The following is a 21,892-nucleotide window of genomic DNA, read 5'->3' as shown; positions in this document are numbered from 1 at the left end:
CAGTATAGCCAGCCGACGCCTGTCGGTCAGGCCAAACGCTGTACCCAGGCCGCTCTAGCGCTTGGCAAGGATCCGCTGCAGGATACGAGACGCCTCGGCAGAGCCTTTCGCAGCGGCCTGTTCAAGCCAGTGCCTGGCCTTGCCCAGCTCGCGATATTGGGGCTGGCAGTACAGCTGCCCTAGTTCCAGTTGCGCCTGGCAGTCGCCAGCACGGGCGGCCTGGCGCAGCAACTCGAATCCGATACGCCGATCACGCTGGCTGTCGCAGTCCGTGCAAAGCAGCCGTCCCAGACGGCTCTGCGCTTCGACCACGCCTTCCAGTGCCGGCTGCTTGAGCATCCGGCCGGCGATTCGTTTGACACTCTTGGTCTGTCCTAGACGCTGGCTGTCCAGCAGCCACAGCGCCATGCGCAATGGCAGGCGCGGAGAAGTTGATGTGCTGTCGACTATAGTCGAAGCGAGAGGACGCGTTCTCATGGTCACCGAGAGCTTCGGGGGAACAAGGGCGCGCACTCTACTCCTTTTTTCACAGAGTTAAAGTCTTGCAAAAAACTAAAAAAAGCGAACCGATTCACATAAAAAAATAATCCACAGAAGCTGTGGATAACTCGGTGGACAAACAGGTTACACATTTCGCCAGCGCCTATGGTTAGCGGCCTGCGGTTAAACTGACGTTTTTTTCACCAATGAAAAATTTCCTTATTTTTCAGCTAGTTAATATCGATCTATGAGCCAGACCCATTTGCGACAGTTTGTCATAAGCGCTTGACAAGCCTTTCCGACGAATGTGCACAAGTTTGGCGCAGCAGGCGTAAAAGGCCGTCCCAAGCGCCTCTGCGTAACTCGACGCGGCAAAACTTGGAACTTTATCTGCAACGACGTGTCGCCGGACACGCCAGTCCCGCGCACGGTCGTTCGCCCCAACCGACGGGGTATGCTTAACCGTCGAAGACAACGAGAAGATGCATGGCAAAGCGGCGGAAAGTCCTGATCTTGGCGGTCACGGGTCTGGTCCTGCTCGTCCTGGGCATCGGGGTCTACGGTGGCATTCGCTGGAACCAACTCAAGCGCGAGCTCGGTATCGTCACGTTCGACGTCAGTGGGCTGCGGTTGACCGACAATCACCTCGAGGTGCGACAACTTGTCGTGGTTCGGCACACGCCGAGCGACGAACGGCTCTCACTGACGGCCGACACCTTGCGGCTCGGCATCGAAAGTGGGTGGCCGCTACGCCTTCGTTCGCTGGACATCGATCGCCTCGAGGTTCAATGGCAACCGCCAGCCGCCGCGGACGACAGCGCGCAACGGCTGGCCTTGCCTGATCGCCAGGAACTGGAACGCTGGGCAGACTGGGTGCCCCATAACGGACATATTGTTTCGCTCGCCCTGGCCTTGCCCTGCGCGAGCGGCGTCTGCCAAGAACAGGGTGAAATGAGCTGGCAGCACGCGGGCGAGAAACCGCTGCCGGCCACGCTAAGCCTGCAGCTTGCACACCATGCGCATCGTCTGACGGCGACGCTGGACGCCTATGATCGGAACAACGAAACACACTTGAACCTGCGACTGCTGCTGGACGGCAAGCAGCGCCTTTCCATGCAGAACCAACTGACGCCGGGCGCCGACTCGACACTGTGGCGCGGCGCGCTGGCCTTGAGTGAACTACCGGAAGCACCGTGGCTGCTCGAATGGCTCGGCGACTGGCTGGACTACGAACCGCCAGCGCTCCCCGAGTTGCCGGAGCAGATGCGCATCGGTGCCGGTTGGGCGCTGCACCTGAATACCGGCGACCTGGCCGGCGCATGGGAAACGCTGGACGGCGAGTTTCGCCTCTCGGCGAACCTGCCGGCGCCCTGGCCAGTGGTAGGCATAGGCCAGTTGCAGGGGCAGCTGGACCTGGCCACCCAAGTCGATGGCGGCACATGGATACCCACCGAGCTTGTAACCGACCTGCAGCTGCGACCGGCGGCGGCGCTGGTCTCCAAACTCCCGGCACAGCTAAGACCCGACGCTGCCAACCTGAAAATCACGCCGACGGTCGCGGGCCAATCGGCATCGCGGCTGCCTTTGCAGGTGCATTTCGCCGCCAGCGGCCCTACACCGCTCACGCTCGACAGCCAAATTGTCCTCGAGACCAGTGCGCCCTACGCGCTATCGCTGGAACAGACCCGTCTACGCCTGCAAAGCCCTGAGCTCTTGTTCCCAGATGCCCGCCTTAAAGGCCTGGCCGCCGACCTGCGACTGCATGGCCGCGCCTCCTTGAAAGACGCCGCCATCCAACTCGACAACGATTCGCAGATCACACTGGACCATTTGAGCAGCGGCACCGACCTGCTGGCGAATGCGCTACGGCTGAATTTTTCCGGCATGGATATCGAGGCGAACTTTGCCGATCGCCAGTTGCAGAAGCTCCAGGTCAACGGCCAGGCCGCGATGACAATCGCCGAGCTCAGGCAACCGACATTGCAGCCACGAGGCTGGCGCTGGAGCGGCAAACTCGATGCCGACCGCGAACGGCTCTCGCTCGACGGGCCGCTGCACAACGACGCCGGGCTCACCCTGCCCGTGAAGCTCGATCACAACTGGTCCAGAGGCGCGACCCGCCTGCACGCGAGCCTCCCGGAAACGTTTCTTCGCGCGGGCAATCCGTTGGCCGCCACGCTCGCCGATTGGCCACAATTGCTAGAACTGAACACCGGACGGCTGCAAGGGCAGGGTCAACTCGATCTACCGGCGAACGGTCCTTCCGAGGTGACCGCGACGCTAACCGCCAAGGGACTCGGCGGCATCTACGACCGCACTGAGTTGAGCGGGCTGGACGCGAATCTGTCGGCCACGCTGCGCAAAAACCAGCTGCAACTTGAGATACCGGAACTGACGCTGCGACAAGCCAATCCCGGTTTCACCTTCGGTCCGTTGCAGTTCAACGGCCAATATACGGGCGACATCAATCGCATTGATCAGGGCCGCCTAAGCTGGAGAACCGCCGAAGTACACCTGCTGGGCGGCCGACTCTGGGTAGACGCTGGAAAAGTCGATCTGTCGGCGAACACCCAGCAGTTGAAGGCTCACCTGCGTGGCCTGCAACTGCCCTTGCTGCTCGACGCCTACCCCGCCGAAGGGCTCTCCGGCACCGGCGTGATCGATGGCGAGCTGGAATTGCAGCGCAGCGAAGCCGGAATCAGCATCGAACAGGGCTCGCTGCAGGCACGCGAACCCGGCGGCGCGCTGCAATTCCGCTCGCCTAAAATCCAGGCGCTGGGCCAGGCCAACCCGGCCATGCGCCTGGTGACCGAGGCACTGGATGACTTCCACTACGACCTGCTCGCCAGCAACGTGCACTATGCTGCCGACGGCACGCTGGATCTGGGCCTCAAGCTGCACGGGCGCAATCCCGCGCTGGAGGGCGGCCGCCCTATCAATTTTTCGATCAACCTCGAGGAAGATATTCCCGCCCTGCTAACCAGCCTCCAATTGTCTGACCGCGTCAGCGAAACCATTCAACGGCGCGTGCAGGAGCGCCTCAGATGAGGCACTGTAGCGGCGACTTCGACCAGGAGAACACCGTCATGCGGTTGTGCCACCCCATCAGCATTCTGGCGCTGGCCCTGCTTGCCAGTGCCTGTACACCACGGGTTGAACTGGCCGTGCCCAACGAGCCGATCAACATCAACCTCAACGTGAAAATCGAGCACGAGATCTACATCAAGGTCGACAAGCAGCTCGACTCGATCATCAACGAAGACAGCGGCCTATTCTGAGGACTCACATGAAAAGCTATTTGAAACTCGGAACCCTGCTCATGGCGCTCTGCCTGGCGCTGCCCGCCTCTGCGATGTCGCTCAACGAAGCCATGTCCGCGCTCGGCCAGGCCAAGGCCAGCGGCCAGCTCGGTGAGAAGCCGGACGGCTATCTGGGTGTGGTGCAAAGCACAGGACAGGCCGAAGAAATCGCCAGCCAGATCAACCAGGCGCGGCGTGCCGAATACCATCGCCTGGCACAGAAGAACGGCATCAGCGTCAGCGACGTCGAGGCTATTGCCGGCAAGAAAGCGCTGGAGAAAACCCCGTCCGGCCAGATCATCCAGCTGAACGGGAGCTGGGTTAAGAAGTAAGCCAACCGCGGAGGCAGCGAGCGCCGCCTCTCCGCTTCCCTCAGGGCTTCAGGTCCTCACGCAATCCTTTAACGTCGTCAGCGGATACCGCCGCCGCTGCGTTGCCCCAACTGTTGCGCACGTAGGTCAACACATCGGCAATGTGCTGATCAGACATGTTCCAGGCGAACGACGGCATGGCCGGTGCCGTCGGCGCCGCATCGGTTGCCCCGGCACGGCTGCCCGCCAGCACCACGCGAATCAGCGAGGTTGCATCGCTACTGTTGACCAGCGGCGCCTGCGCAAGCCGTGGGAAGAGGTTGGTGATGCCCTCTCCATCCGGCGTGTGGCAGGCCGAGCACTGATCTTCGTAGATAAGCGCGCCGGTGCGCATGTTCGCGCTATCTGCCGCCAGGGGCGTTGGCGACTCCTGTTCTCCATCACCAAGACTCTTGAGATACACCGCAACGGCGGAAAGATCCGCATCCTTCCAGTGCTGGGTGGAATGCTCCACCGCCTCAGCCATGGGCCCTGACGCCATATCGAAACGGTTGGCGCCGGTTTTCAAATAGCTGACGATTTCCGCCTCGCTCCAGCGCCCGATCCCGGTATGGCTGTTGCCCGTGATATCGGGCGCCATCCAGCTTTGCAAGTTGCTACCGGTGAGGAACTCGTCGTCCTTGTCGCCGCCGATCAGGCTCTTGGGTGTGTGGCAACTGCCACAATGTCCCAACCCCTGTACCAGATAAGCGCCCCGATTCCACTGTTCGGACTGTTCCGGATCCGGCTGATATTCGCCTTCATCGAAGGCCATCCAATTCCAGGCGATCAGGCTCGTGCGAATGTTGAACGGGAACGGCAACTGGTTGGTTTCGACCTCGTGCTTGACCGGCTCGAGCGAGTTCAGATACGCCCACAGTGCACGGTTATCCTCGCGTGTCACCTTGGTATAGGCGGTATAGGGCATGGCCGCATAGAGGCGCTTGCCGCCACGCGCATGACCGTTGGACATGGTGTTCTGGAAGTCCTCGAACGACCAGGCGCCGATGCCGGTTTCCGCATCCGGCGTGATGTTGGCTCCAAGAACGTTGCCGAATGGTGTCTCGATGGCGACACCGCCGGAGTACGGCGCCTTACCCGGCAAAGTGTGGCAGGCGGTGCAGTCGCCCAGCTCGGCGAGGTAGCGGCCGCGGGCAACCAGATCATAGGAGTCGCTGCCATCGGCAGCGTGGGCGATGCCAGCCATGAGGCCGAGCGCGCCGACACAGAGAGAGGGAAACGTTTTCATACGGAAATCATCTCCCCTGGGTTCTTCAGGTACAGGCGGCGGATCGCATCGGCTGCCTTGAACGCCAGCGCACCCACGGTCCCGGTCGGGTTGTAACCCGGATTTTGCGGAAAGGCGCTGGCACCGACGACGAACAGGTTCGGCACATCCCAGACCTGCAGGTGCTTGTTGACCGAGCTGGTGGAAGGATCGGCGCCCATGACGAAGCCACCGACCACATGGGAGGACTGGTACGGACCACTGTTCCAGTGGCCGTCCTGGTAGGTTTTGACCACCTGCCGCGGGTTCATCGGCGCGGCGATCTCAGCGAGCTTTTCGATGGAAAAGCGCGACATCTTGCGGTCATTCTCCGAGAAATCGAAGGTGATGCGCAGCAATGGTCTGCCGTGCGGATCTTTGTAGGTCGGGTCCAGCGACAGGTAATTGGTGCGGGTGCTGTAGCTGCTCGCCTCGCACCCGATGGACATGGTGCTGAGGTAGTTGTCCACCGTGGCCTGCTTCCATTTCGAGCCCCAGCGCGGCGTACCGGGCGGGACGGGCCGAGTGCCTATCGGCGACGCGCCAACCGGCGTCACGCGGATGCTGCCGCCGCCGAAGAAGCCGAGCCCCGAGTGGTCGTAGTTGTCGTTGTTGAATTCGTCGATGCCCATGCCCACGGCGCCAGCGCCGATGAACGGGTTGAAGTTCTTGTCATCGAAGAACAGCTGCACGCTATTGGCCGTCTGGTAGGCGTAGTTGCGCCCGGTGGTGCCGGTATTGGTGACCGGGTCATAGGGTTTGCCGACGCCAGAGAGCAGCATCAGCCGCACGTTCTCGAACGTGAAGGCGCTGACGATCACCAGGTCCGCCGGCTGCTCGTACTGGTTGCCCGAGGTGTCGACATACACGACGCCGGTGGCGCGCTTGCCGGTGGAATCGAGGGTGACGCGCAACACCTCGGCGTGGGTGACCGCGGTGAAGTTAGGCTTGCGCATCAGGGCTGGCAGCACGTTCACCAGTGGGCTGGCCTTGGAGTAATTGGCGCAGCCGTAGTTGGTGCAGAACCCGCAAAAGGTGCAGGGCCCCATGGTGACGCCCAACTGGTTGGTATACGCCTGGGAAGCCAGCGAGGACGGCACCGGAAACGGACGATAACCCAGCTCGCGCACCGTATTCGCAAACAGGGTCGGGCCGTAGGGCTGATCAAGCGGCGGCGTCGGGTATTCGATCGAACGACTGCCTTCGAAGGGGTTACCGCCTTCCTGGATCTTGCCATTGAGGTTGCCCGCCTTGCCCGAAGTACCAGCCAGGCGCTCAAAGGCACTGTAGTGCGGCTCCATCTCGGACCAGTCGGTGCCCCAATCCTGCAGGGTGAGCTCTTCGGGAATGGCGTCGGCGCCGTAGCGCTCGGTCAGGTGGCTCTTGAGGCGAAACTCATTGGGCTGGAAGCGAAAGGTGATCCCGGCCCAGTGGTTACCCGCCCCGCCCACACCGTTGCCAGGGTGGAAGGAGCCCCATTCGCGCATCGGCAGAGCTATCTGCGTCGGGTTGTTGCGTACCGTCACGGCGTTCTGCATAGGCCGCAGCATCAGTTCCTGACGGCGCAGGTAGCGCAATTCGTCGGTCACCGAGGCGATGTTGAAATCACGCGCGGTATCGCGCCAGGGGCCACGTTCGAGGGCGATGACATCAAGCCCCTCGTCGGCCAGCTCATTGGCGATGATCGACCCGGCCCAGCCCAGCCCGATGACCACAACGTCTGTAGCAGGAAGCTTCTTGATCATTTCGACGCCCTCGCATTCCAGGAGTCGCCGCCGATGATCGATAACGGCACCAGGTCCAGCTTCTGGTTGTGCAATGCGATGTAGCGGCGATAGTCATACCGCGCGCCGGGAAAGCCGACCATTTTCCAGGACACCATGTCGCGGTTGCCGCCATAGATGGGATCGCCGAAAAACCCTTCCATGGTGTTGCCCAATACCTGCTCGAAGAACAGTTTCGAGTCCATGCCCTCCAACGGGACACCGCCCTTTTCCAGTTCTGCGAGCAACCCGTCCTGCTGCTCGGGGGTCAGGGCGCTGAACGGCTGCTGATGACGCGACTGGCATAGCTTGTCGAGCCCGGTGAGGCCCAGACGCATCCGCTCGCGCGGGGTGAAACGGGACTGGTCGCCCTGCTCCGGCGTGCCTTCCTGGAAAGGCCCGGCCATGTAAAGACGGCTCGCATCGCCGTAGTTGCTCGCCAGCTGACGATCCATGAACACCACGCAACCCGCGTCGCTGCCACTGACACTCAAGTCATCGGCCGGAATCAGCCGATCGACGATGGCCGTCACCTCTCTCACCTCGTTCTCTGTGAAGAACCGCCAGCCGGGCGAGTCGTAGTGCATGGGGCCATTCTGATCGAAGGGCTGCCAGGGTGGGATGCCGGTCAGGGTGGTGGCCTTGGCGGTCGCTGCGGCGCCAACGGCAAGGCCGGTCACGGATGAGAAAAGCAGCTGTCGACGAGTCAGGCCACGGGTACGGTTGTCTTTCATGCGGAGTCCTTTGACGTGATGTGCAGACCGAACTGGCCATGCACTCACCAGACTTGGCGGAACGCAGGGACAACCGACCGATTTCTACCGGCTTGGGATGCCCGCTCGTTTCGTCTGGGTATTCAAAGGGACTGCCTGTGAAACATTCTGTTTCATCTAAAATCTTGTTGCTATTTATCGACTGACCCGTCTATTTCGAGGGTTACAGACTGGTAACCAATCAGAACCAGGCCGAAATCGTCAGTGAACCGAATTGATCATGATCGTTTTGGCCGACGAATTCATGAGTCCGCCAGACACTGGCGAACGCCACCTGCCAGCTGTTCCACGTCAGCGCAACCCCCGCTTTTGCATCGCCAACCCACTCGTTGGGGTCCACCGAATGGCTGTCCTTGAAGGTGTTGCCCTCGAGCAACATGTTCTGAGCCATGTAGCGACCTTCAACGTTGGCGAACAGGCTCCAGGCAAACCCACCGCCCTGGTCGAAAAACATGCTGCCGCTTTGCGCGGGCGCCACGGCCGGGATACTGAAACTACGCTCCAATCGCTGGCCGATGCGCAGCCCAAACCCGGCAGAGCCATAGGTATAGAGATTGCCCAGCGCAAACCCCGCGCTCGGGCCGTATTCGAACTCCAGCCAGCCAAGGCGCTGTTGCAACCACCAGCGGTGCTGGTACCCCAGGTTGACGAAGGGTTCATTGCGCAGTTGGTTGTCCCAGCCACGAGGCTCGTCGCTGTTGGTGATCTCGTGGACCCTGCGCTGGATCCTTTCCCCACCTGCTGCCGGCCCCACGATGCCCACATCGAGATGCAAGCCGCTGGTGCCGCGCCAACCTTCGTGTTGGTCATCCGAGAAAATCGACATACCGGCAAACAGCAGCGCGGCGTAGGGACGATCATCTTCGATCAGCTCGGCGCGCCTGATGTTATCGGGCGTGTAAAGTTGATGGCCTAAGCGGTAGGCGACGTTGTCCACCTGATCGGCGCCCCATCCCGGCATCACCTCCGCAAACCGCCGCGACCAATGATCAGCCTCAGGCTTGAACGAATTCATCAGCTCGAAACCGTTGGTGTAGTGCCCATCAGTACCGGCAGGAAACACATCGTTTTCGATCTTCAATGAATACAGATCAGCCTGACTTGCCAGCGGAAGGCAGATCAGGACTGTCGCGAGGGATAGGCGCGTGCGAAGTTGCGAAAGTGCCATGGCCCAGCTCCTTGGCTACATGCAAAACGGATGTATGAGCACGTTAGAGCCAGGCCATTTGCCAAACGTTCGGCTTGTCGCGACCGCGGTACCTGGCGATCGCGCTTCGCTCGTAGCGGCGGTCAGGTTCCGATTACGCCGCCGTCATCCTTGGTGATCAGTACCGTCGAAGCGCGTGGGCGGGTCTTGCCGTCGCTGGCCGGGAAGCTCAGCTCAGGGTGCTGGACGTTGATCCACATGGCGCGGTAGTCCGGGCTCCAGGTGATGCCGGTGATTTCGCAGCCGCGCGGGCCGACCAGGAAGCGTCTGACTTCGCGCGTTCGCGGGTCGGCGCAGAGCAGCTGATTGGTGCCCATGGCCTGCATCGCGGCCTCTTCGTCGCCGTAGTCGGTTTCGATCCACAGCCGGCCTGCTTCGTCGAACGCCACGCCGTCCGGCGAGGAAAAGATGTCGCCATTGATGGTGCCGGTGAGATTGGCCGGTACCGGCTGGCCGCTGGCGGACTTGGCGCCGGGTTGTTCGCCGGCCAGCAGGAACACTTCCCAGGTAAAGGCAGTGGCGGTCGGATCGGCGCCCTCCTCGTTCCAACGCAGGATCTGCCCGTGCAGATTGTTAGGCCGCGGGTTGGCCTTGTCGGTCGGCTGCTTCACGCCGCGCCCGTCATTGTTGGTCAGGGTCACGTAGACCTCACGGCTGTGCGGATGCACCGCCACCCATTCCGGCCGGTCCATGGGCGTTGCGCCCACCTGATCGCCGGCGGCTCGGGCATTGAGCAACACTTCGGCCTGGTCGGCGAAGCCGTTCTCGGCGGTGAGGCCGTTCTGCCCGTGCACCAGCGCCAGCCACTCACCGCTGCCATCGGCGTTGAACCGCGCCACGTAAAGGATGCCGCTGTTCAGCAGTTGGCGGTTGGCCTGATCGGCGCCCGGCACATAGCGGCCAGCGGGGACGAACTTGTAGACGTACTCGCCCTTGGTGTCGTCGCCGGAATAGAAAGCCATGCGACCGTCGTCACCCAGCGAGAGCACGGAACACTCGCGGCAATAGCGGCCAAAGGCGGTGCGCTTGACCGGTTTGCTCTGCGGATCGAATGGATCGACTTCGACCACCCAGCCGAAGCGATTCGGTTCATTTACGTGCCCGCCGTGGGGTTGCGACGGGTCCGGCGTGGCGTTGAAGCGCGGGACCGCGGTTTCCCAGCCGTAGAGTTTGCTCAAGCCCTTGCCTTCGATGCCGTAACGCTTGTGCGACACGCGCTTGGCCATGTCCGCGGCGTCGTGGTTGACGAAGTAGTTGTGCCAGTTTTCCTCGCAGACGAGGTACGTACCCCAAGGGGTGAAGCCGCTGGAACAGTTGTTGAACGTCCCGATGATCTCCCGTCCGCTGGGGTCGGAAGCCGTCTTCAGCGCGTCGTTGCCGGCCAGCGGGCCGCTCACCGCCATGGGCGTCATGGCCGAGATGCGCCGGTTGTAACGCGACGGCATGACCCGCTGCCATTGGCCCTGCGCATCCTTTTTCACTTCGATGACGCTGACGCCGTGGGCTGCTTGCTCCTTGCGCACCTCATCCAACGGGCGTTTGCCATCGGTGAACGTCATGCCGTTGGGATGCAGCGGCGGGTTCACGTACTCGTGGTTCATCACCAGCAGGCCGTGGCTGTCCGGATTATCCGGGAACGGAAAGAAGTGCATGCCGTCATGGTTGTCGCCCGCCTGCTTGAGCTGGGCCTGCCAGTCATCCGTGGCATCGGGATTCCACTCGGGGGCGTCAGCCATCACAGCATCACCCCAGGAAAAGAACGGCCGTGCGCTGTAGCCCGACGCGACCTGCACGCTGTCGAACGCGGGGTCGAGCTGCGTCGGGATGCCCTTGAAGCCGATCAGCGACTCGGATTGCACGGCGCTGCGACAAGCGCCCAGGCTGCCGCCGAGAAAGCCCAGCGCGGCAAGACCCATGCCGCCCTTCAGGAGGTTGCGCCGGCTGCGATCGACCAGCTGCTCCAGCGAGGCGTTGGTGCTCGGGTTGATGGCCTGGTCGTCCAAGGCGGAAAGATTGGCGTGAAAACTCTGGAAATCCTGTTTCATCGATGTCTCGTTCAGCAAGTGAGTCCGGCCCGCATCACTGGATGCGGTAGTGAAAGGTGTTCTTGACCTCGGGAACGGTCACGGCGCGACCGTCGACGATCCGAGGTTGGTAGCGAAAGCTTTTGGCAGCCGTAATCGACGCCCGGATAAAGAGTGGGTGGCAGTCGTCCAGCGCTTTTGGGTTCTCGATCCGTCCCTGTGGGTTGACCGAGTAACTGACGGTGCAGGTGCCTTCGAGGCCTTTGTCCAGCGCTCGCGAGGGGTAGTCAGGTGCGTCTTTGGCAATGGGCAAATACTGGCGGCTCGCCGCTGCAGCGGCCTCCTGTCGCGCCCGCTTGGCTGCGGCCGACGCTTCGGCACGTGCCGCCTGTTGGCGCTGTTGTTCCTCTCGAGCCAGTTGCTCGCGACGTTCGGCTTCGCGCTGCTGCCGCTCGACCTTGAGCCGTTCCCGCCGTTCGCGCTCCAGCTGCTCTTTGCGCTGCTGCTCTTTGATGCGCGCCTCCTCTGCCAGCCTCTCCTGCTCGGCGCGCTTGTAGGCCAGCTCGGCCTGGTCCAGGCGCTGCTGTTCGATCTGCGGATCGACCTGCGGTTCCTCGATGGCCTTTTCCATCACGGGCTCGATAACGGGCTCAGCCACTGGCTGCATCGGCTTCGGTGCTGGTTCTGGCTCGACCGGCGTCTCAATCGCAGGCGCCGGCAGGCTGATCAGCTGGGTCTTGAGCACCTGTGTCTGGCTCGGCGCACTCAGCTCCGGCGTCCAGCCGTGCAGTAACAGACCGAACACCGCCGCGTGCAGCGCCAGGGTGATCGCCGCAGCACCAGCGTGGCTGCGCCACTGCGGACGGACTACCGGAAAGCCAGTTGGTAGCGTCATGCTCAGGCTGCTCATGGCACGGGCTGCCCAGACGGCGCCTCGGTGATCAGGCCGAGGTTCACCACCCCGCCGCGTTGCAGCTCGGCGATCCCCGCCACCACGCGGCCATAGTCAGCAGCATCATCGGCACGCACGTAGACCTGGGTGTCGCCGCGCTCGGCGATGATCGCCGCGACCTTCTCGCGCATTTCCTCAAGGTCAATGGCGCTGTCGGTTTGGTCCTCGGTGTTCAGTTCGCTGCCCAGGTTCCAGTAAAAGCCGCCGTCGGCCTTCACCGAGAGGGTCAGAATCTGCCGTTCGTTCTCCGTGGGCAGCGCCTCGGCCGCCACCTTGGGCAGTTCGATCTTCACACCCTGTACCAACATCGGCGCGGTCACCATGAAGATCACCAGCAGCACCAACATCACATCGATGTAGGGCACCACATTCATTTCGGCCTTGGGACCGTGTTTACGCTGCGGTTTGACCAGCATGGCGAAGCTCCTTCAGGCGGCAGCAGCGACGCTGGGCGAGCCGGCGTGAAGACGACGATGCAGACGCGCCTGCAGTTCGTTGGCGAAGCTGTAGTAGCGCGCGCTCAGGGTCTGGCCACGGGCGGCGAAACGGTTGTAGGCCATCACCGCCGGAATAGCCGCGAACAGGCCGATGGCCGTGGCAATCAGCGCTTCGGCAATGCCCGGAGCAACCGTTGAAAGCGTCGCCTGCTGCACCATGGACAGGCCTAGGAAGGAATTCATGATTCCCCACACCGTGCCGAACAGGCCGATATAGGGGCTGACCGAACCGACCGTGGCGAGGAATTGCAAGCCGCCTTCCAAGCGCTCTTCTTGCTCGGAAATCGCGACATACAGGCTGCGCTCGACTCCCTCGATCACCGCATCCGGCGCAATGCCCGACTGGCGTTGCAGCTGGCTGAATTCCTGATAGCCAGCGAGAAAGATGTGCTGCAGTGCCGCCTCGCGTGGCAGTGCCAGATCGCTGCCTTCGCGATACAACTGCGTCAGTTCCGCACCGCTGCGAAACCGCTGCAGGAACGTCTTCGACAGATGTTCGCTGCGGCGTAAGGACGCGCCACGCTGAATGATGAAGTACCAACTGGCGATCGAGGCCAGCACCAGAATAGCCATCACCAGCTGCACCACCAGGCTAGCCTCGCTGACCAGTCCCCAGACCGACATGTGTTCACTTTGCATCTGTATTTCCCCCGGCCGTCCCGCGGGACGGCACTCGTCGTTTACGTTCGGGCAACGCTGCGAGCGTCGCTTGATGCGCCCATGCGACCGGGCTCAGTCCAGTCCCAGCGCCTCGGCCACCGCTGCCCATGGCACGTACTTGTAGTTCTGGGCACCTTCGGGCATGCGCTTACGGCCGTCCTGCACCACCAGCATCCCGCGGTTCCAAATGCCGCCAAGGTTGGCCGAGGTGACTTCCAGCCCATCGGTTTCCGATGCGCCATCAATACCGAACTCGGCGTTCAAACCCACACGAAAGGCGCCACGAACGGCATAAGGCGCGGTGGCATCGAGCACCAGATAGCTGTCGTTGCCCTGGCTCGAGATCACCAGGTAATCGGCCTTCTCACCCCTGTAGATCGCCAGCCCCTCGACGTCGTCATGCAGCGGGCCGCCGACACCGATGACCTTTTCCAGCTTCGCCGACGCATCGCCGCGGGCATCCAGCGTCCAGACCGCCTCGTCTTCCTCGCCCACGAAAAGACGTTGAGTGCGGTCATCGGCCACGCAACCCTCGGGTTGGCTGGCGACCTTGAACTCTCGCACCAGCTCCCCGCGCAGCGAGCCGCTGGAACCATCCAGGCGGTACTGCAAAAAGGTGCCGTCCTTGTCGTTGGCGATGGCATGGATGGCGCCCTGACGGTCCTTGAACATGCACAGGCCATAGATATCGGTGATCGACGTGGCGATCTGGCCAATGTCGCTTACCTGCCCACTGCTTGGATCGATAGCGAACAGATGCAGGCTGTTGAGATCGCGGTTGCTGGCTACTGCGAGATCGATCTGCTTGCCGCCAAGGACAAAGCCGGTGCGCACATCCACGTTGTTCAACCGTCCGACGGGCAGGTATTGGAGCTGCTTGCCGGCCAGGTCGTACACACCGAGCCCGCCCTTCTTGTCGGTACCCAGCACACGGCTTCTGGTCCGGTCGTTGGCGTTGACCCAGATTGCCGGGTCATCGGCAGCATCCCCCAGATGCGGCACCGGGTCGGTCTGGACCTGAGCCGGCAACATCGGGATGACCGGCGTCGCGCCGGGCGCTGGCGGCTGCCAATCGAGACGAGCCGCGTGGGTGCCACGCTCATCGGTCAGCAGCAGCTCGACGCCACGCTTGGTCAATCGGGCGCTGATCTGCTCGGGTTCGTCGAAGCCTTCGAGTGGCAGCACCGAATGGCTACGCCAGCTATCGGCGTCTCGCCCATAGAGGTGCAGCGCGCCAGCTTCCGGGTCAAGCGCCAGCAATCCGCCCGGCACCAATGCCATGCCGGCAGCGGCTTCGGCGATACCGCCGAACGGCTGAACGATGTCCACGGGCTGGCGTACGAGCGGTGCTTCCGCATCCGCCGCGTAACGCCAGAGTCCCACGCCTTCTTCGTTGACGATCAGCTCGCTGGTTTGATCATCCACCTGGCAGTAACCGCTTTCCGGCGGCAGGCTCAAGCCGCGCACGCGCTGCGGCGTCGCGAGTGGGCGCATGTCGGCGGCGACCAGCCATTGTTCGCCGATGCCTTCTTCACCGACCAGAAAAACGAAGCTGTTGCGCGCCGCGTCGCGGAACAGGCACAGCCCCTCGATGGCGAAATCCGTCCGCGGGATATACAACGGCTGGCTCCAGCGATGCAGCCGGTCGAGCCCCAGCAGCACGGCCTGTTGCCGCTTGCGGTCGAGGGTTGCGATCAACATGCCCTGCGCACCGACACGATGATCCAGGCCTTCGAAGCGGCCTTTGAAATCGCTGATTACCGCGCCCTTGACGTCGAGTATCTGCAGGCCGCGCGAGTCCGGCCGAACCACCAGTCGAGAAGCGTCCTGCCAGAAGCCTGTTTCTGAAATCAGCTGCGCGCTCTGCGTTTCCAGCGGAGTTGAAGCCGCAATGCTCAGGCTCGGCGCCGTCTGCTTGCCAGACTCGACGCCCACTCCGGACTGACAGGCCGCGAGCGCAATGCAGAGGCTCAGCAACATGGGTTTATGCAAAGTCATGTACATGGTTTTTCCAATCAGCAGCCGCTGGCCGCCACCGCTCTGAAAGGGGAACAGCGCGGAGACGGGACGGCGAATAAGTCGAAAAGGTCAGAAGTGAGTCAGGGTCAGGCCGAGCTTGTAGGTCGGGCCGTATTCCTCGTACTGGGCGTTGTAGTTGCTGCGCCCGGTGTAGACGAAGTAGGACTCGTCCGTGAGGTTCAACGCCTCGAGCGTCACCTGCAGGTTCGGCGTGATGAAGTAGCCAGCCTTGAAGTCCAGGAACAGCTGTTCGTCGGCGTAGAGGTCGTGGGCTTCATCGTCGATGCCGGCCACTTCGGCCAGGTATTCGGATTTATAGTTGGCCGCCAGACGCATGTTGAACACATCGTTTTCCCAGCCGACCATCAAATTGCCGACGGTATCGGAGTGGTTCGGCATGTCGATGCTGCGACTGCTGCCCTGCCCTTCGATGTCCGCATCGGACTTGCTGAAGGTGGCGTTGGCGCCCAGCAGCACACCGTTCCATGGCGCAGGTAGCCAGTCGAGCTTCTGCGAATAGGCCAACTCGACACCGTAGAGCTTGGCGCTGCTGCCGTTCTCGAAGCTCAGCGCTTCGTCGAATCCGGTCCATTGGCCCGTGCCGGCCAGGTCGGTGTTGTAGATAAAGTTGTCGATGTCCTTGTAGAAGAGGTACGCCGAGACGGCGCCCGCGCGGCCCATGTAGTGCTCGATGCCCAGGTCGTAGTTCATCGATTCCAGCGGCTTGAGGTCCGGGTTGCCGAACTCCGCATCCTCGCCATCGATGACGAAACCGGGCGCCAGTTGCTCGAACGTCGGGCGCACCACGGTGTTGGTCCAGGCGGCACGGACGAAGGTATCGGACGTAAGTTCATAGCGCGCATGCAAACCCGGGAGCCAGTGGTCATAGCGGTTGTCGCTGGACACCGCCTCGAACTCGCCGTCGCGCAGGCCGGTGCCCTTGGCGCTGAACTCGGTGCCCTCATAGCGCAGGCCGGCGATGATCCGCCACTTGTCCACATCCACGGTGTTCATGAAGTACGCCGCGTTGATGTCCTCGCTCATGTCGAAATCGCCGATGCGCGACTCCTCGTCATCGTAGAACTCGCTGGCGTCCAGGCCGCCGATCAGACCTTTCAGCCCATCGGCACTGATGCCCGAGCCGAAGCGGCCCAATGCATAGTCGACATTCCCGCTCTGGAAATCGGCCAGGCTCAGGTCATCGAAATCATCGTAGGCCCAGATCTCGGCGTCGTTGGTCTTGTCGCGCCGGCTGAGCTTGCCACCGAACTTGAGTTGCGAGGCATAGCCCTGAATGTCGTAGTCTCGGGCCAGATCCAGACGGATGTTCTTTTCCTTGTCACGCGAGTCAGTCTTCTCCCACTCCACCTCGTCCAGCTCGAAGCTGGCCGGGTCGTAGAAGGACGGGTCTACGGTCAGCCGCGGCTTGCCCGTGCTTGAGAAACCGACGTCGGTGAAGTCACCTTCGAAGGTCGCGCTGGAGATGCCGCCCGGGTTGCGCTCGCGCGCCTCGCTGTAGCCAACCTGACCACTGAGGGTCCAGAGGCCCATCATGCGTTCACCACCGAACACGTAGGACTGGATGGTCTGGGTGTCCTCCCGAGACTTCAGTTCACGCCAGCCCTCAGCGTCGCCCAGCTCGCCGGCCAGTTGCGCGTCCTCGAACTCGACGCCGGCTGCGTTGCGGGTCTCGGTGTCCTTGAAGCGGCTGTACAGGGTGCGCAGGTAATAGCTGCTGAGGTCGTCCGGCTGGTAATCGAAGTTCAGTCCAAAGCCGGTGCGCTCACGGGTGATCTCGTAATCACGCTGCTCGAATTCTTCCAGCCGGGCGCCGTCTTCGAAATCCCAGGCCCCGCCGGTTTCCACGTTGTCCGAGCCGAAATCGCGGTCCTGCCAGCTCAGTGCCGCGGCCACACCGAAGTTGTCGACGCCATCGCCCAGGCTGAAGCGGTTGCTGATGGCGCCGGAGAATTTCGGGCTGGTCTTGCCGACGTTCTCGTCATAGCTGGCTTCGGTGCTCAGGCTGTAGAACAAGCCGTCGTGATCGAAAGCCGAAAGGCTCTCCACCTCGATGGTGCCGCCCAGGGAGTTGGCGTCCATGTCCGGCGTGAGGGTCTTGACCACCGAAAGCGACTGCACCAGTTCCGAAGGCAGCACATCCAGCGCCACCGCGCGGCGGCCGCTTTCCGGTGACGGCACCAGGGTTCCGTTGATGGTGACGCTGTTCAGGTCCGGCGCGATGCCGCGCACGCTGACGAAGCGGCCTTCACCCTGATCGCGCTCGACGGACAGGCCGGGGACACGTTGCAAGGCTTCGGCGGCATTGTCGTCGGGGAGCTGGCCGATGCCGTCGGCGTGGACGACGCTTTTCACGCTGTCGGAGCTGCGCTGTTCCCTCAGTGCCTCGTCGATGCTGACGGCCTGGCCGATCACCTCGACGTGCTCCATGACAAGCGGCTCCTCGGCCCAGGCCGAACCGGCACTGACGGCCAGGGCCAGCAGGCTGATGCGGAACCCTGCATGACGGATGCCGCTACGGTATGTGCTCATGAACAATCCCCTGAACGCTGTTTACCGGGTCCATCCCGGAACTGCAGCGGACGGTAAGTGGGGGATATGGCGGTTCTGTGACAGGGGTTGGTGTTGGGGCACCAGAGTGGGTTTGTTGGGGTGGTTTCGGGTGGGGAATGAGCCGATATGACCTGTTCTGATTCGTTCCGCTGCCTGTTTCAGCGTGGTCAAGAACGATTGCCACTGCATCCGGCCCTGCACGCAAGGTTCGCTCAAGGGTCGTTTGGTCCTATCAAGAAGCTCCGTGCCGCTGCCCGTTTCAGTACGGTCTGAGATGCTGGTTTCGCCCTGCTGGGCGAGTCACTTTTTCCAAACGCCGAAAAAGTAACCAAAAAGTCTTGCCCCTGCATCCGGATCTCGCTGCGCTCGACGTCCCTCACTCCATCGCCGCTCCGAGGGTCGCCGCGTAAGGGCCATCCATGGCCCTTCACGGCTCTCGCGGCATCCATGCCGCTCGCCCCTCTACGCAGCGATTCCATTCGGCCTCCTGATGGGGCGTCCGGCGGTGTCTGATGGTTCGCTTGTCAGCAAAGAAGCAAAGCGCCCCGCGTCTCGTAGGATGGGTGCAACCCATCAAGCTGTTGCGATGGGCTTCGCCCATCCTACGTTATGAAGCCCACCCAACAACGCTTAGGCTTTTGATCTCTGGCACAGACCAACAGACGACACCGAATGCCCCATCAGAAGGGTGAGTGGAATCGTTGCGTAAGGGGTTGAGCCGCATGGATGCGGCGAAAGGCTTAAAGGGCCATGGATGGCCCTTGTAAGCCGACCCCTGAAGCGACGATGGAGCGAACGAACCCGAAGCGAAGCGCAGGGCCGGATGCAGGGGCAAAGCGTTTTTGGTTACTTTTTCCGCGTTTGGAAAAAGTGACTCGCCCAGCAGGGCGAAACCAAGCCTTCAGTCAACTCTCAAACCCGCCTCACACAAAAACACGAACAACACCATAAAAATCCCTGAGCCAATTCAACCCCCACCCCATTCATCCAACCGTCACATTCATCTGTTTCCGTGCCCCTCACGCACTGGCGCGACCTCGCCACGGAGACCCCGATGAAATCTCTGCTCAAACTCCACACCCTCACCCTGCTCGGCCTCGCCTTCGCGGCCAATTTCGGCCTGCAGGTGTACCTCGCCACCGGCCAGATCAAGACCTGGGCCGAGATCAACTGGATGGACGTCGCCGGTGAAGGTGGCTGTGCCGTCCTCGCCCTCGCCTGGCTGATCATGCTGCTGCACAGCCGTCCGGCAGGTCGGGTGACGCGGCTGCTCGCCCTGGGCCTTTGCTGCGTGTTCTTTTCCTGGTGGATGGACACGCTGGATGAATTCATCCACCTGCCGGAGTTGGCCGTCTGGGACAACTGGCTGGAGACCGCTCCGATGCCGATCGGCCTGCTGGTACTGACACTGGGCATCTATCACCTGAATCAGGAACAGCGCGCCATCAGCCAGCAAATGAGCAAGCGCGAGAAAGGCTTTCGCGAGCACCGCCTGTTCGACAAGCTCACGCCGCTGGGCGCCGCCGAATACCTCCGCCAACAGGTGCAGCTGGCCCTGGCACAGGCGCAATCGGAGCAACAACCGCTGTCGCTGGTAACAGTGGACCTGGACGAATTCAACGCCATCAACCAGCGCTACGGTCAGGCCGAAGGTGACGCGGTGTTGCAGGCCATGGCGCAACTGCTTTTGCTCAACCTGCGGCGCCAGGATTTGCTCTGCCGCTTGGCCGGTGACCGCTTCGTTGCGGTACTGCCCAATACCGGTGAAGCCCAGGCCCGATTGATCGCCAGCGAGCTGCAACAGGCGGTCGCCAGCCTCGCACACAAGACCGAGCAGCATGGCGAGCGGGTGCATCTGTGCGCCAGCACCGCCACCGTAATGGCTTTCGACGACGACGCCGAACAATTGCTCAAGCGCCTCAACCTGAGCCTGGCCAAAACCAAGCAACAATTGCCGCGCTGCGCCTGAGGAATGGCCATGGCTCCCGCATACGAATGCGACACGCGCTTCATCGCGGCTCATCACCAGCCTGCCGTGCTGATCGATCTGGCCCTGTCGCGCGGCATCGATAGCCATCAGCTGCTACGTGGCACCGGCCTGTTCTACGAGGACGTCGCCAGCGGCCAGGCGCGTATCAGTGCGCAACAAGCACTGACGCTGATCGCCAACGCAAGGCGCTTGCTGGATGCCGACGACAGCAGTTTTCTACTCGGTCAGCGGCTGCTACCCGGTCACTACGGTGAAGTCAGTCATGCGCTGACTCATTCCAGCACCCTGCTTCAGGCGCTGGAGCAGTTGCAGCACTTCCGAGCGCTGCTGAGCCCGCTGCTGACGCCGCGTCTGCTGCTCGATGACCACCAGGCCTATCTGTACTGGACCGATAGCTGCGGTGCGCCTGAGCAGAAGCAATTCCTCACCGAAGCCAGCCTGACCGCCGTGGTAGCGATGAGCAAACGGCTGTCAGGCGACCGTTTGCCGTGGCGCTTCCATATCGCTTATCCGCAGCCGCGCCATGTCGAGCAGTACTGGGTGCATCTGGGTGAGCAACTGGCGTTCGACAGCCAGATGACGATGATGAGCCTGCCGCGCGAATACTTGCACAAACCCTGGCCCAATACCTCTGCCACGGCGGGCCAGGTCGCGCATCAGGCGAGCTGCCTGCAACTGGATAGCCTCGGCTGGAGCAGCAGCTTCATCGATCAGCTCTACGACCACCTCTATGCCAACGTCCGCGAGCCGCTGAACCTGGAACGGGTCGCCCAGGCATTCGACATGAGCCCCGCCTCGCTCAAGCGCAAGTTGCACAAGCACGGCACGGGCTTTCAAGAGCAACTGGATCAGGTGCGCAAGCATGTGGCCCTGTATCTCTACCAGATGAAGAGCTACAGCAATGAAGAGGTGGCGAACTACCTGCGCTTCAACGACACCACCAACTTCCGCCGTTCCTTCAAGCGCTGGACGGGCCTGGCGCCCAGCGGCCTGCGTCAGTTGTTCGAATAGCCAGCGCGCGGCCGTTCACACCCGCCTGTCGACCGTGACTCGCTGAAGCGCGCCAGTGCCGCTTTCGAACGCGCAGATATTGCTGAGCGTGGTTTCAGCAATATTGGTCAACGCCTCGGCGGTGAAAAACGCCTGGTGGCCGGTGATCAGCACGTTGGGGAAAGTCGTGAGACGCATGAATTGGTCATCGCTGATGATGCGCTGGGACAGGTCCTGAAAGAACAGCTGCTCCTCCTCCTCGTACACGTCCAGTCCCAACCGACCGATTTTGCCGCTCTTGAGCGCGTCGATGATTGCCTTGGTATCCACTACCCGCCCGCGGCCGGTATTAATCAGCACGACGCCATCCTTCATCCGCGCAATCGCCCGTGCATCGATCAGGTGATGGGTTTCCGTGGTTAGCGGACAATGCAGCGAGATGATATCGGCGTCAGCCAGCAGGGTATCCAGCGGCACGTAGCGCACAAACGCCTTGGCCGCGGCATCTGGGAAGGGATCGCTAGCCAGCACCTTGCAGCCGAAGCCGTGCATGATCTTGGCGAAGATCAGCCCGATCTTGCCGGTACCGACTACGCCGACGGTCTTGCCGTAGAGATCGAAACCCAGCAGCCCATCGAGCGCAAAATTGCCCTCACGCACACGGTTATAGGCCCGAAAGGTCATGCGGTTCAGGCTCAGCAACAACGCGACTGCGTGCTCCGCCACGGCATGCGGCGAATAGGCCGGGACTCTCGCAACGGTGATGCCGAGCCGTTCTGCTTCGACCAGATCGACGTTGTTGAAACCAGCGCAGCGCAGGGCGATCAACTCGGTGCCGCTGGCCCGCAGCAGTTGCAACACTTCGGCGTCGAGCCTGTCATTGACGAAGGCGCAGATCCCTCTGTAGCCCGCCGCCAGCGGCGCTGTCGCCACCGTCAGTTGTGGGTCGAAGTAGACCAGCTCATGCCGGTGCGCTTGGTTGGCCTGATCGAGAAACCGGCGGTCGTAGGGTTTGGTGCTGAATACCGCGATACGCATGGGCTTGCCTCC

The 21,892-nt window shown here is 62.1% G+C and carries 17 protein-coding genes; 5 read left to right on the top strand and 12 right to left on the bottom strand.

The features are described 5' to 3' along the window. Nucleotides 1-54 precede the first annotated feature (54 nt). The gene (locus tag CH92_RS07210; RefSeq protein WP_025241106.1) at nucleotides 55-408 is read right to left on the bottom strand and encodes a tetratricopeptide repeat protein; all 354 of its coding nucleotides are present in this window, start codon (nucleotides 406-408) and stop codon (nucleotides 55-57) included. Nucleotides 409-966: 558 nt separating this feature from the next. On the opposite strand from CH92_RS07210, the gene CH92_RS07205 reads away from it, so the two are divergent. The 3 genes from CH92_RS07205 to CH92_RS07195 are packed head-to-tail and all read left to right on the top strand — an operon-like array spanning nucleotide 967 to nucleotide 4,111. After that, nucleotides 967-3,528 (top strand): YdbH domain-containing protein, encoded by a 2,562-nt coding sequence (locus tag CH92_RS07205; RefSeq protein ID WP_025241105.1) that lies wholly within the window; start codon nucleotides 967-969, stop codon nucleotides 3,526-3,528. 38 nt (nucleotides 3,529-3,566) lie between these two features. Further along, a complete protein-coding gene (locus tag CH92_RS07200) occupies nucleotides 3,567-3,758 on the top strand; it encodes a YnbE family lipoprotein (RefSeq protein WP_025241104.1) in 192 nt (63 codons plus the stop codon). A gap of 8 nt (nucleotides 3,759-3,766) precedes the next feature. After that, complete coding sequence (locus CH92_RS07195; RefSeq protein ID WP_025241103.1) at nucleotides 3,767-4,111, top strand: YdbL family protein; 345 nt, start codon at nucleotides 3,767-3,769, stop codon at nucleotides 4,109-4,111. 40 nt (nucleotides 4,112-4,151) lie between these two features. Here CH92_RS07195 and CH92_RS07190 read toward each other — a convergent pair whose 3' ends face one another. From CH92_RS07190 to CH92_RS07145, 10 genes are all read right to left on the bottom strand, one after another. Beyond that, nucleotides 4,152-5,378, bottom strand: a complete 1,227-nt coding sequence (locus tag CH92_RS07190; RefSeq protein ID WP_025241102.1) for a c-type cytochrome — start codon at nucleotides 5,376-5,378, stop codon at nucleotides 4,152-4,154. After that, nucleotides 5,375-7,141, bottom strand: a complete 1,767-nt coding sequence (locus CH92_RS07185) for a GMC family oxidoreductase (protein ID WP_025241101.1) — start codon at nucleotides 7,139-7,141, stop codon at nucleotides 5,375-5,377. The genes CH92_RS07190 and CH92_RS07185 overlap by 4 nt, the downstream gene beginning before the upstream one ends. Beyond that, nucleotides 7,138-7,893, bottom strand: coding sequence for a gluconate 2-dehydrogenase subunit 3 family protein (locus tag CH92_RS07180; RefSeq protein ID WP_025241100.1), 756 nt, complete (start codon nucleotides 7,891-7,893; stop codon nucleotides 7,138-7,140). The genes CH92_RS07185 and CH92_RS07180 overlap by 4 nt, the downstream gene beginning before the upstream one ends. Nucleotides 7,894-8,113: 220 nt before the next feature. Then, a complete protein-coding gene (locus CH92_RS07175; protein WP_025241099.1) occupies nucleotides 8,114-9,100 on the bottom strand; it encodes a lipid A deacylase LpxR family protein in 987 nt (328 codons plus the stop codon). Between the two features lie 122 nt (nucleotides 9,101-9,222). After that, nucleotides 9,223-11,184, bottom strand: a complete 1,962-nt coding sequence (locus CH92_RS07170) for a PhoX family protein (protein ID WP_025241098.1) — start codon at nucleotides 11,182-11,184, stop codon at nucleotides 9,223-9,225. Nucleotides 11,185-11,218: 34 nt separating this feature from the next. Next, a complete protein-coding gene (locus tag CH92_RS07165; protein ID WP_025241097.1) occupies nucleotides 11,219-12,073 on the bottom strand; it encodes a TonB family protein in 855 nt (284 codons plus the stop codon). After that, entirely contained in the window at nucleotides 12,070-12,531 is a 462-nt protein-coding gene (tolR, locus tag CH92_RS07160) for a protein TolR (RefSeq protein ID WP_025241096.1), read from the bottom strand. Before tolR ends, CH92_RS07165 begins: the two co-directional genes overlap by 4 nt. A gap of 12 nt (nucleotides 12,532-12,543) precedes the next feature. Further along, nucleotides 12,544-13,257, bottom strand: coding sequence for a protein TolQ (gene tolQ, locus CH92_RS07155; protein ID WP_025241095.1), 714 nt, complete (start codon nucleotides 13,255-13,257; stop codon nucleotides 12,544-12,546). A gap of 87 nt (nucleotides 13,258-13,344) precedes the next feature. Then, nucleotides 13,345-15,276: a phytase gene (locus tag CH92_RS07150; RefSeq protein ID WP_025241094.1), complete on the bottom strand. Its 1,932-nt coding sequence runs from the start codon at nucleotides 15,274-15,276 to the stop codon at nucleotides 13,345-13,347. 84 nt (nucleotides 15,277-15,360) lie between these two features. After that, a complete protein-coding gene (locus CH92_RS07145) occupies nucleotides 15,361-17,841 on the bottom strand; it encodes a TonB-dependent receptor (protein ID WP_025241093.1) in 2,481 nt (826 codons plus the stop codon). Nucleotides 17,842-18,916: 1,075 nt separating this feature from the next. On the opposite strand from CH92_RS07145, the gene CH92_RS07135 reads away from it, so the two are divergent. After that, on the top strand, nucleotides 18,917-19,831 hold the full coding sequence (locus CH92_RS07135) for a GGDEF domain-containing protein (protein ID WP_025241091.1): 915 nt from the start codon (nucleotides 18,917-18,919) through the stop codon (nucleotides 19,829-19,831). Between the two features lie 9 nt (nucleotides 19,832-19,840). Continuing rightward, nucleotides 19,841-20,863: an AraC family transcriptional regulator gene (locus tag CH92_RS07130; protein WP_080689979.1), complete on the top strand. Its 1,023-nt coding sequence runs from the start codon at nucleotides 19,841-19,843 to the stop codon at nucleotides 20,861-20,863. 15 nt (nucleotides 20,864-20,878) lie between these two features. On the opposite strand, the gene CH92_RS07125 is transcribed toward CH92_RS07130, so the two are convergent. After that, nucleotides 20,879-21,880, bottom strand: coding sequence for a 2-hydroxyacid dehydrogenase (locus tag CH92_RS07125; RefSeq protein ID WP_025241089.1), 1,002 nt, complete (start codon nucleotides 21,878-21,880; stop codon nucleotides 20,879-20,881). Between the last annotated feature and the right edge of the window lie 12 nt (nucleotides 21,881-21,892).

The sequence above is a fragment of the Stutzerimonas stutzeri genome, assembly GCF_000590475.1.
Lineage (GTDB): Bacteria > Pseudomonadota > Gammaproteobacteria > Pseudomonadales > Pseudomonadaceae > Stutzerimonas > Stutzerimonas stutzeri_D.
The sequence above is the reverse complement of the archived record's forward strand: the minus strand, read 5'-3'. Positions and strand labels throughout refer to the sequence as shown.

Coding starts and splice junctions, on each gene's coding strand:
- CH92_RS07210 (WP_025241106.1), bottom strand. CDS start 408: ATGGCGCTGTGGCTGCTGGACAGCCAGCGTCTAGGACAGACCAAGAGT.
- CH92_RS07205 (WP_025241105.1), top strand. CDS start 967: ATGGCAAAGCGGCGGAAAGTCCTGATCTTGGCGGTCACGGGTCTGGTC.
- CH92_RS07200 (WP_025241104.1), top strand. CDS start 3,567: ATGCGGTTGTGCCACCCCATCAGCATTCTGGCGCTGGCCCTGCTTGCC.
- CH92_RS07195 (WP_025241103.1), top strand. CDS start 3,767: ATGAAAAGCTATTTGAAACTCGGAACCCTGCTCATGGCGCTCTGCCTG.
- CH92_RS07190 (WP_025241102.1), bottom strand. CDS start 5,378: ATGAAAACGTTTCCCTCTCTCTGTGTCGGCGCGCTCGGCCTCATGGCT.
- CH92_RS07185 (WP_025241101.1), bottom strand. CDS start 7,141: ATGATCAAGAAGCTTCCTGCTACAGACGTTGTGGTCATCGGGCTGGGC.
- CH92_RS07180 (WP_025241100.1), bottom strand. CDS start 7,893: ATGAAAGACAACCGTACCCGTGGCCTGACTCGTCGACAGCTGCTTTTC.
- CH92_RS07175 (WP_025241099.1), bottom strand. CDS start 9,100: ATGGCACTTTCGCAACTTCGCACGCGCCTATCCCTCGCGACAGTCCTG.
- CH92_RS07170 (WP_025241098.1), bottom strand. CDS start 11,184: ATGAAACAGGATTTCCAGAGTTTTCACGCCAATCTTTCCGCCTTGGAC.
- CH92_RS07165 (WP_025241097.1), bottom strand. CDS start 12,073: ATGAGCAGCCTGAGCATGACGCTACCAACTGGCTTTCCGGTAGTCCGT.
- tolR (WP_025241096.1), bottom strand. CDS start 12,531: ATGCTGGTCAAACCGCAGCGTAAACACGGTCCCAAGGCCGAAATGAAT.
- CH92_RS07150 (WP_025241094.1), bottom strand. CDS start 15,276: ATGTACATGACTTTGCATAAACCCATGTTGCTGAGCCTCTGCATTGCG.
- CH92_RS07145 (WP_025241093.1), bottom strand. CDS start 17,841: ATGAGCACATACCGTAGCGGCATCCGTCATGCAGGGTTCCGCATCAGC.
- CH92_RS07135 (WP_025241091.1), top strand. CDS start 18,917: ATGAAATCTCTGCTCAAACTCCACACCCTCACCCTGCTCGGCCTCGCC.
- CH92_RS07130 (WP_080689979.1), top strand. CDS start 19,841: ATGGCTCCCGCATACGAATGCGACACGCGCTTCATCGCGGCTCATCAC.
- CH92_RS07125 (WP_025241089.1), bottom strand. CDS start 21,880: ATGCGTATCGCGGTATTCAGCACCAAACCCTACGACCGCCGGTTTCTC.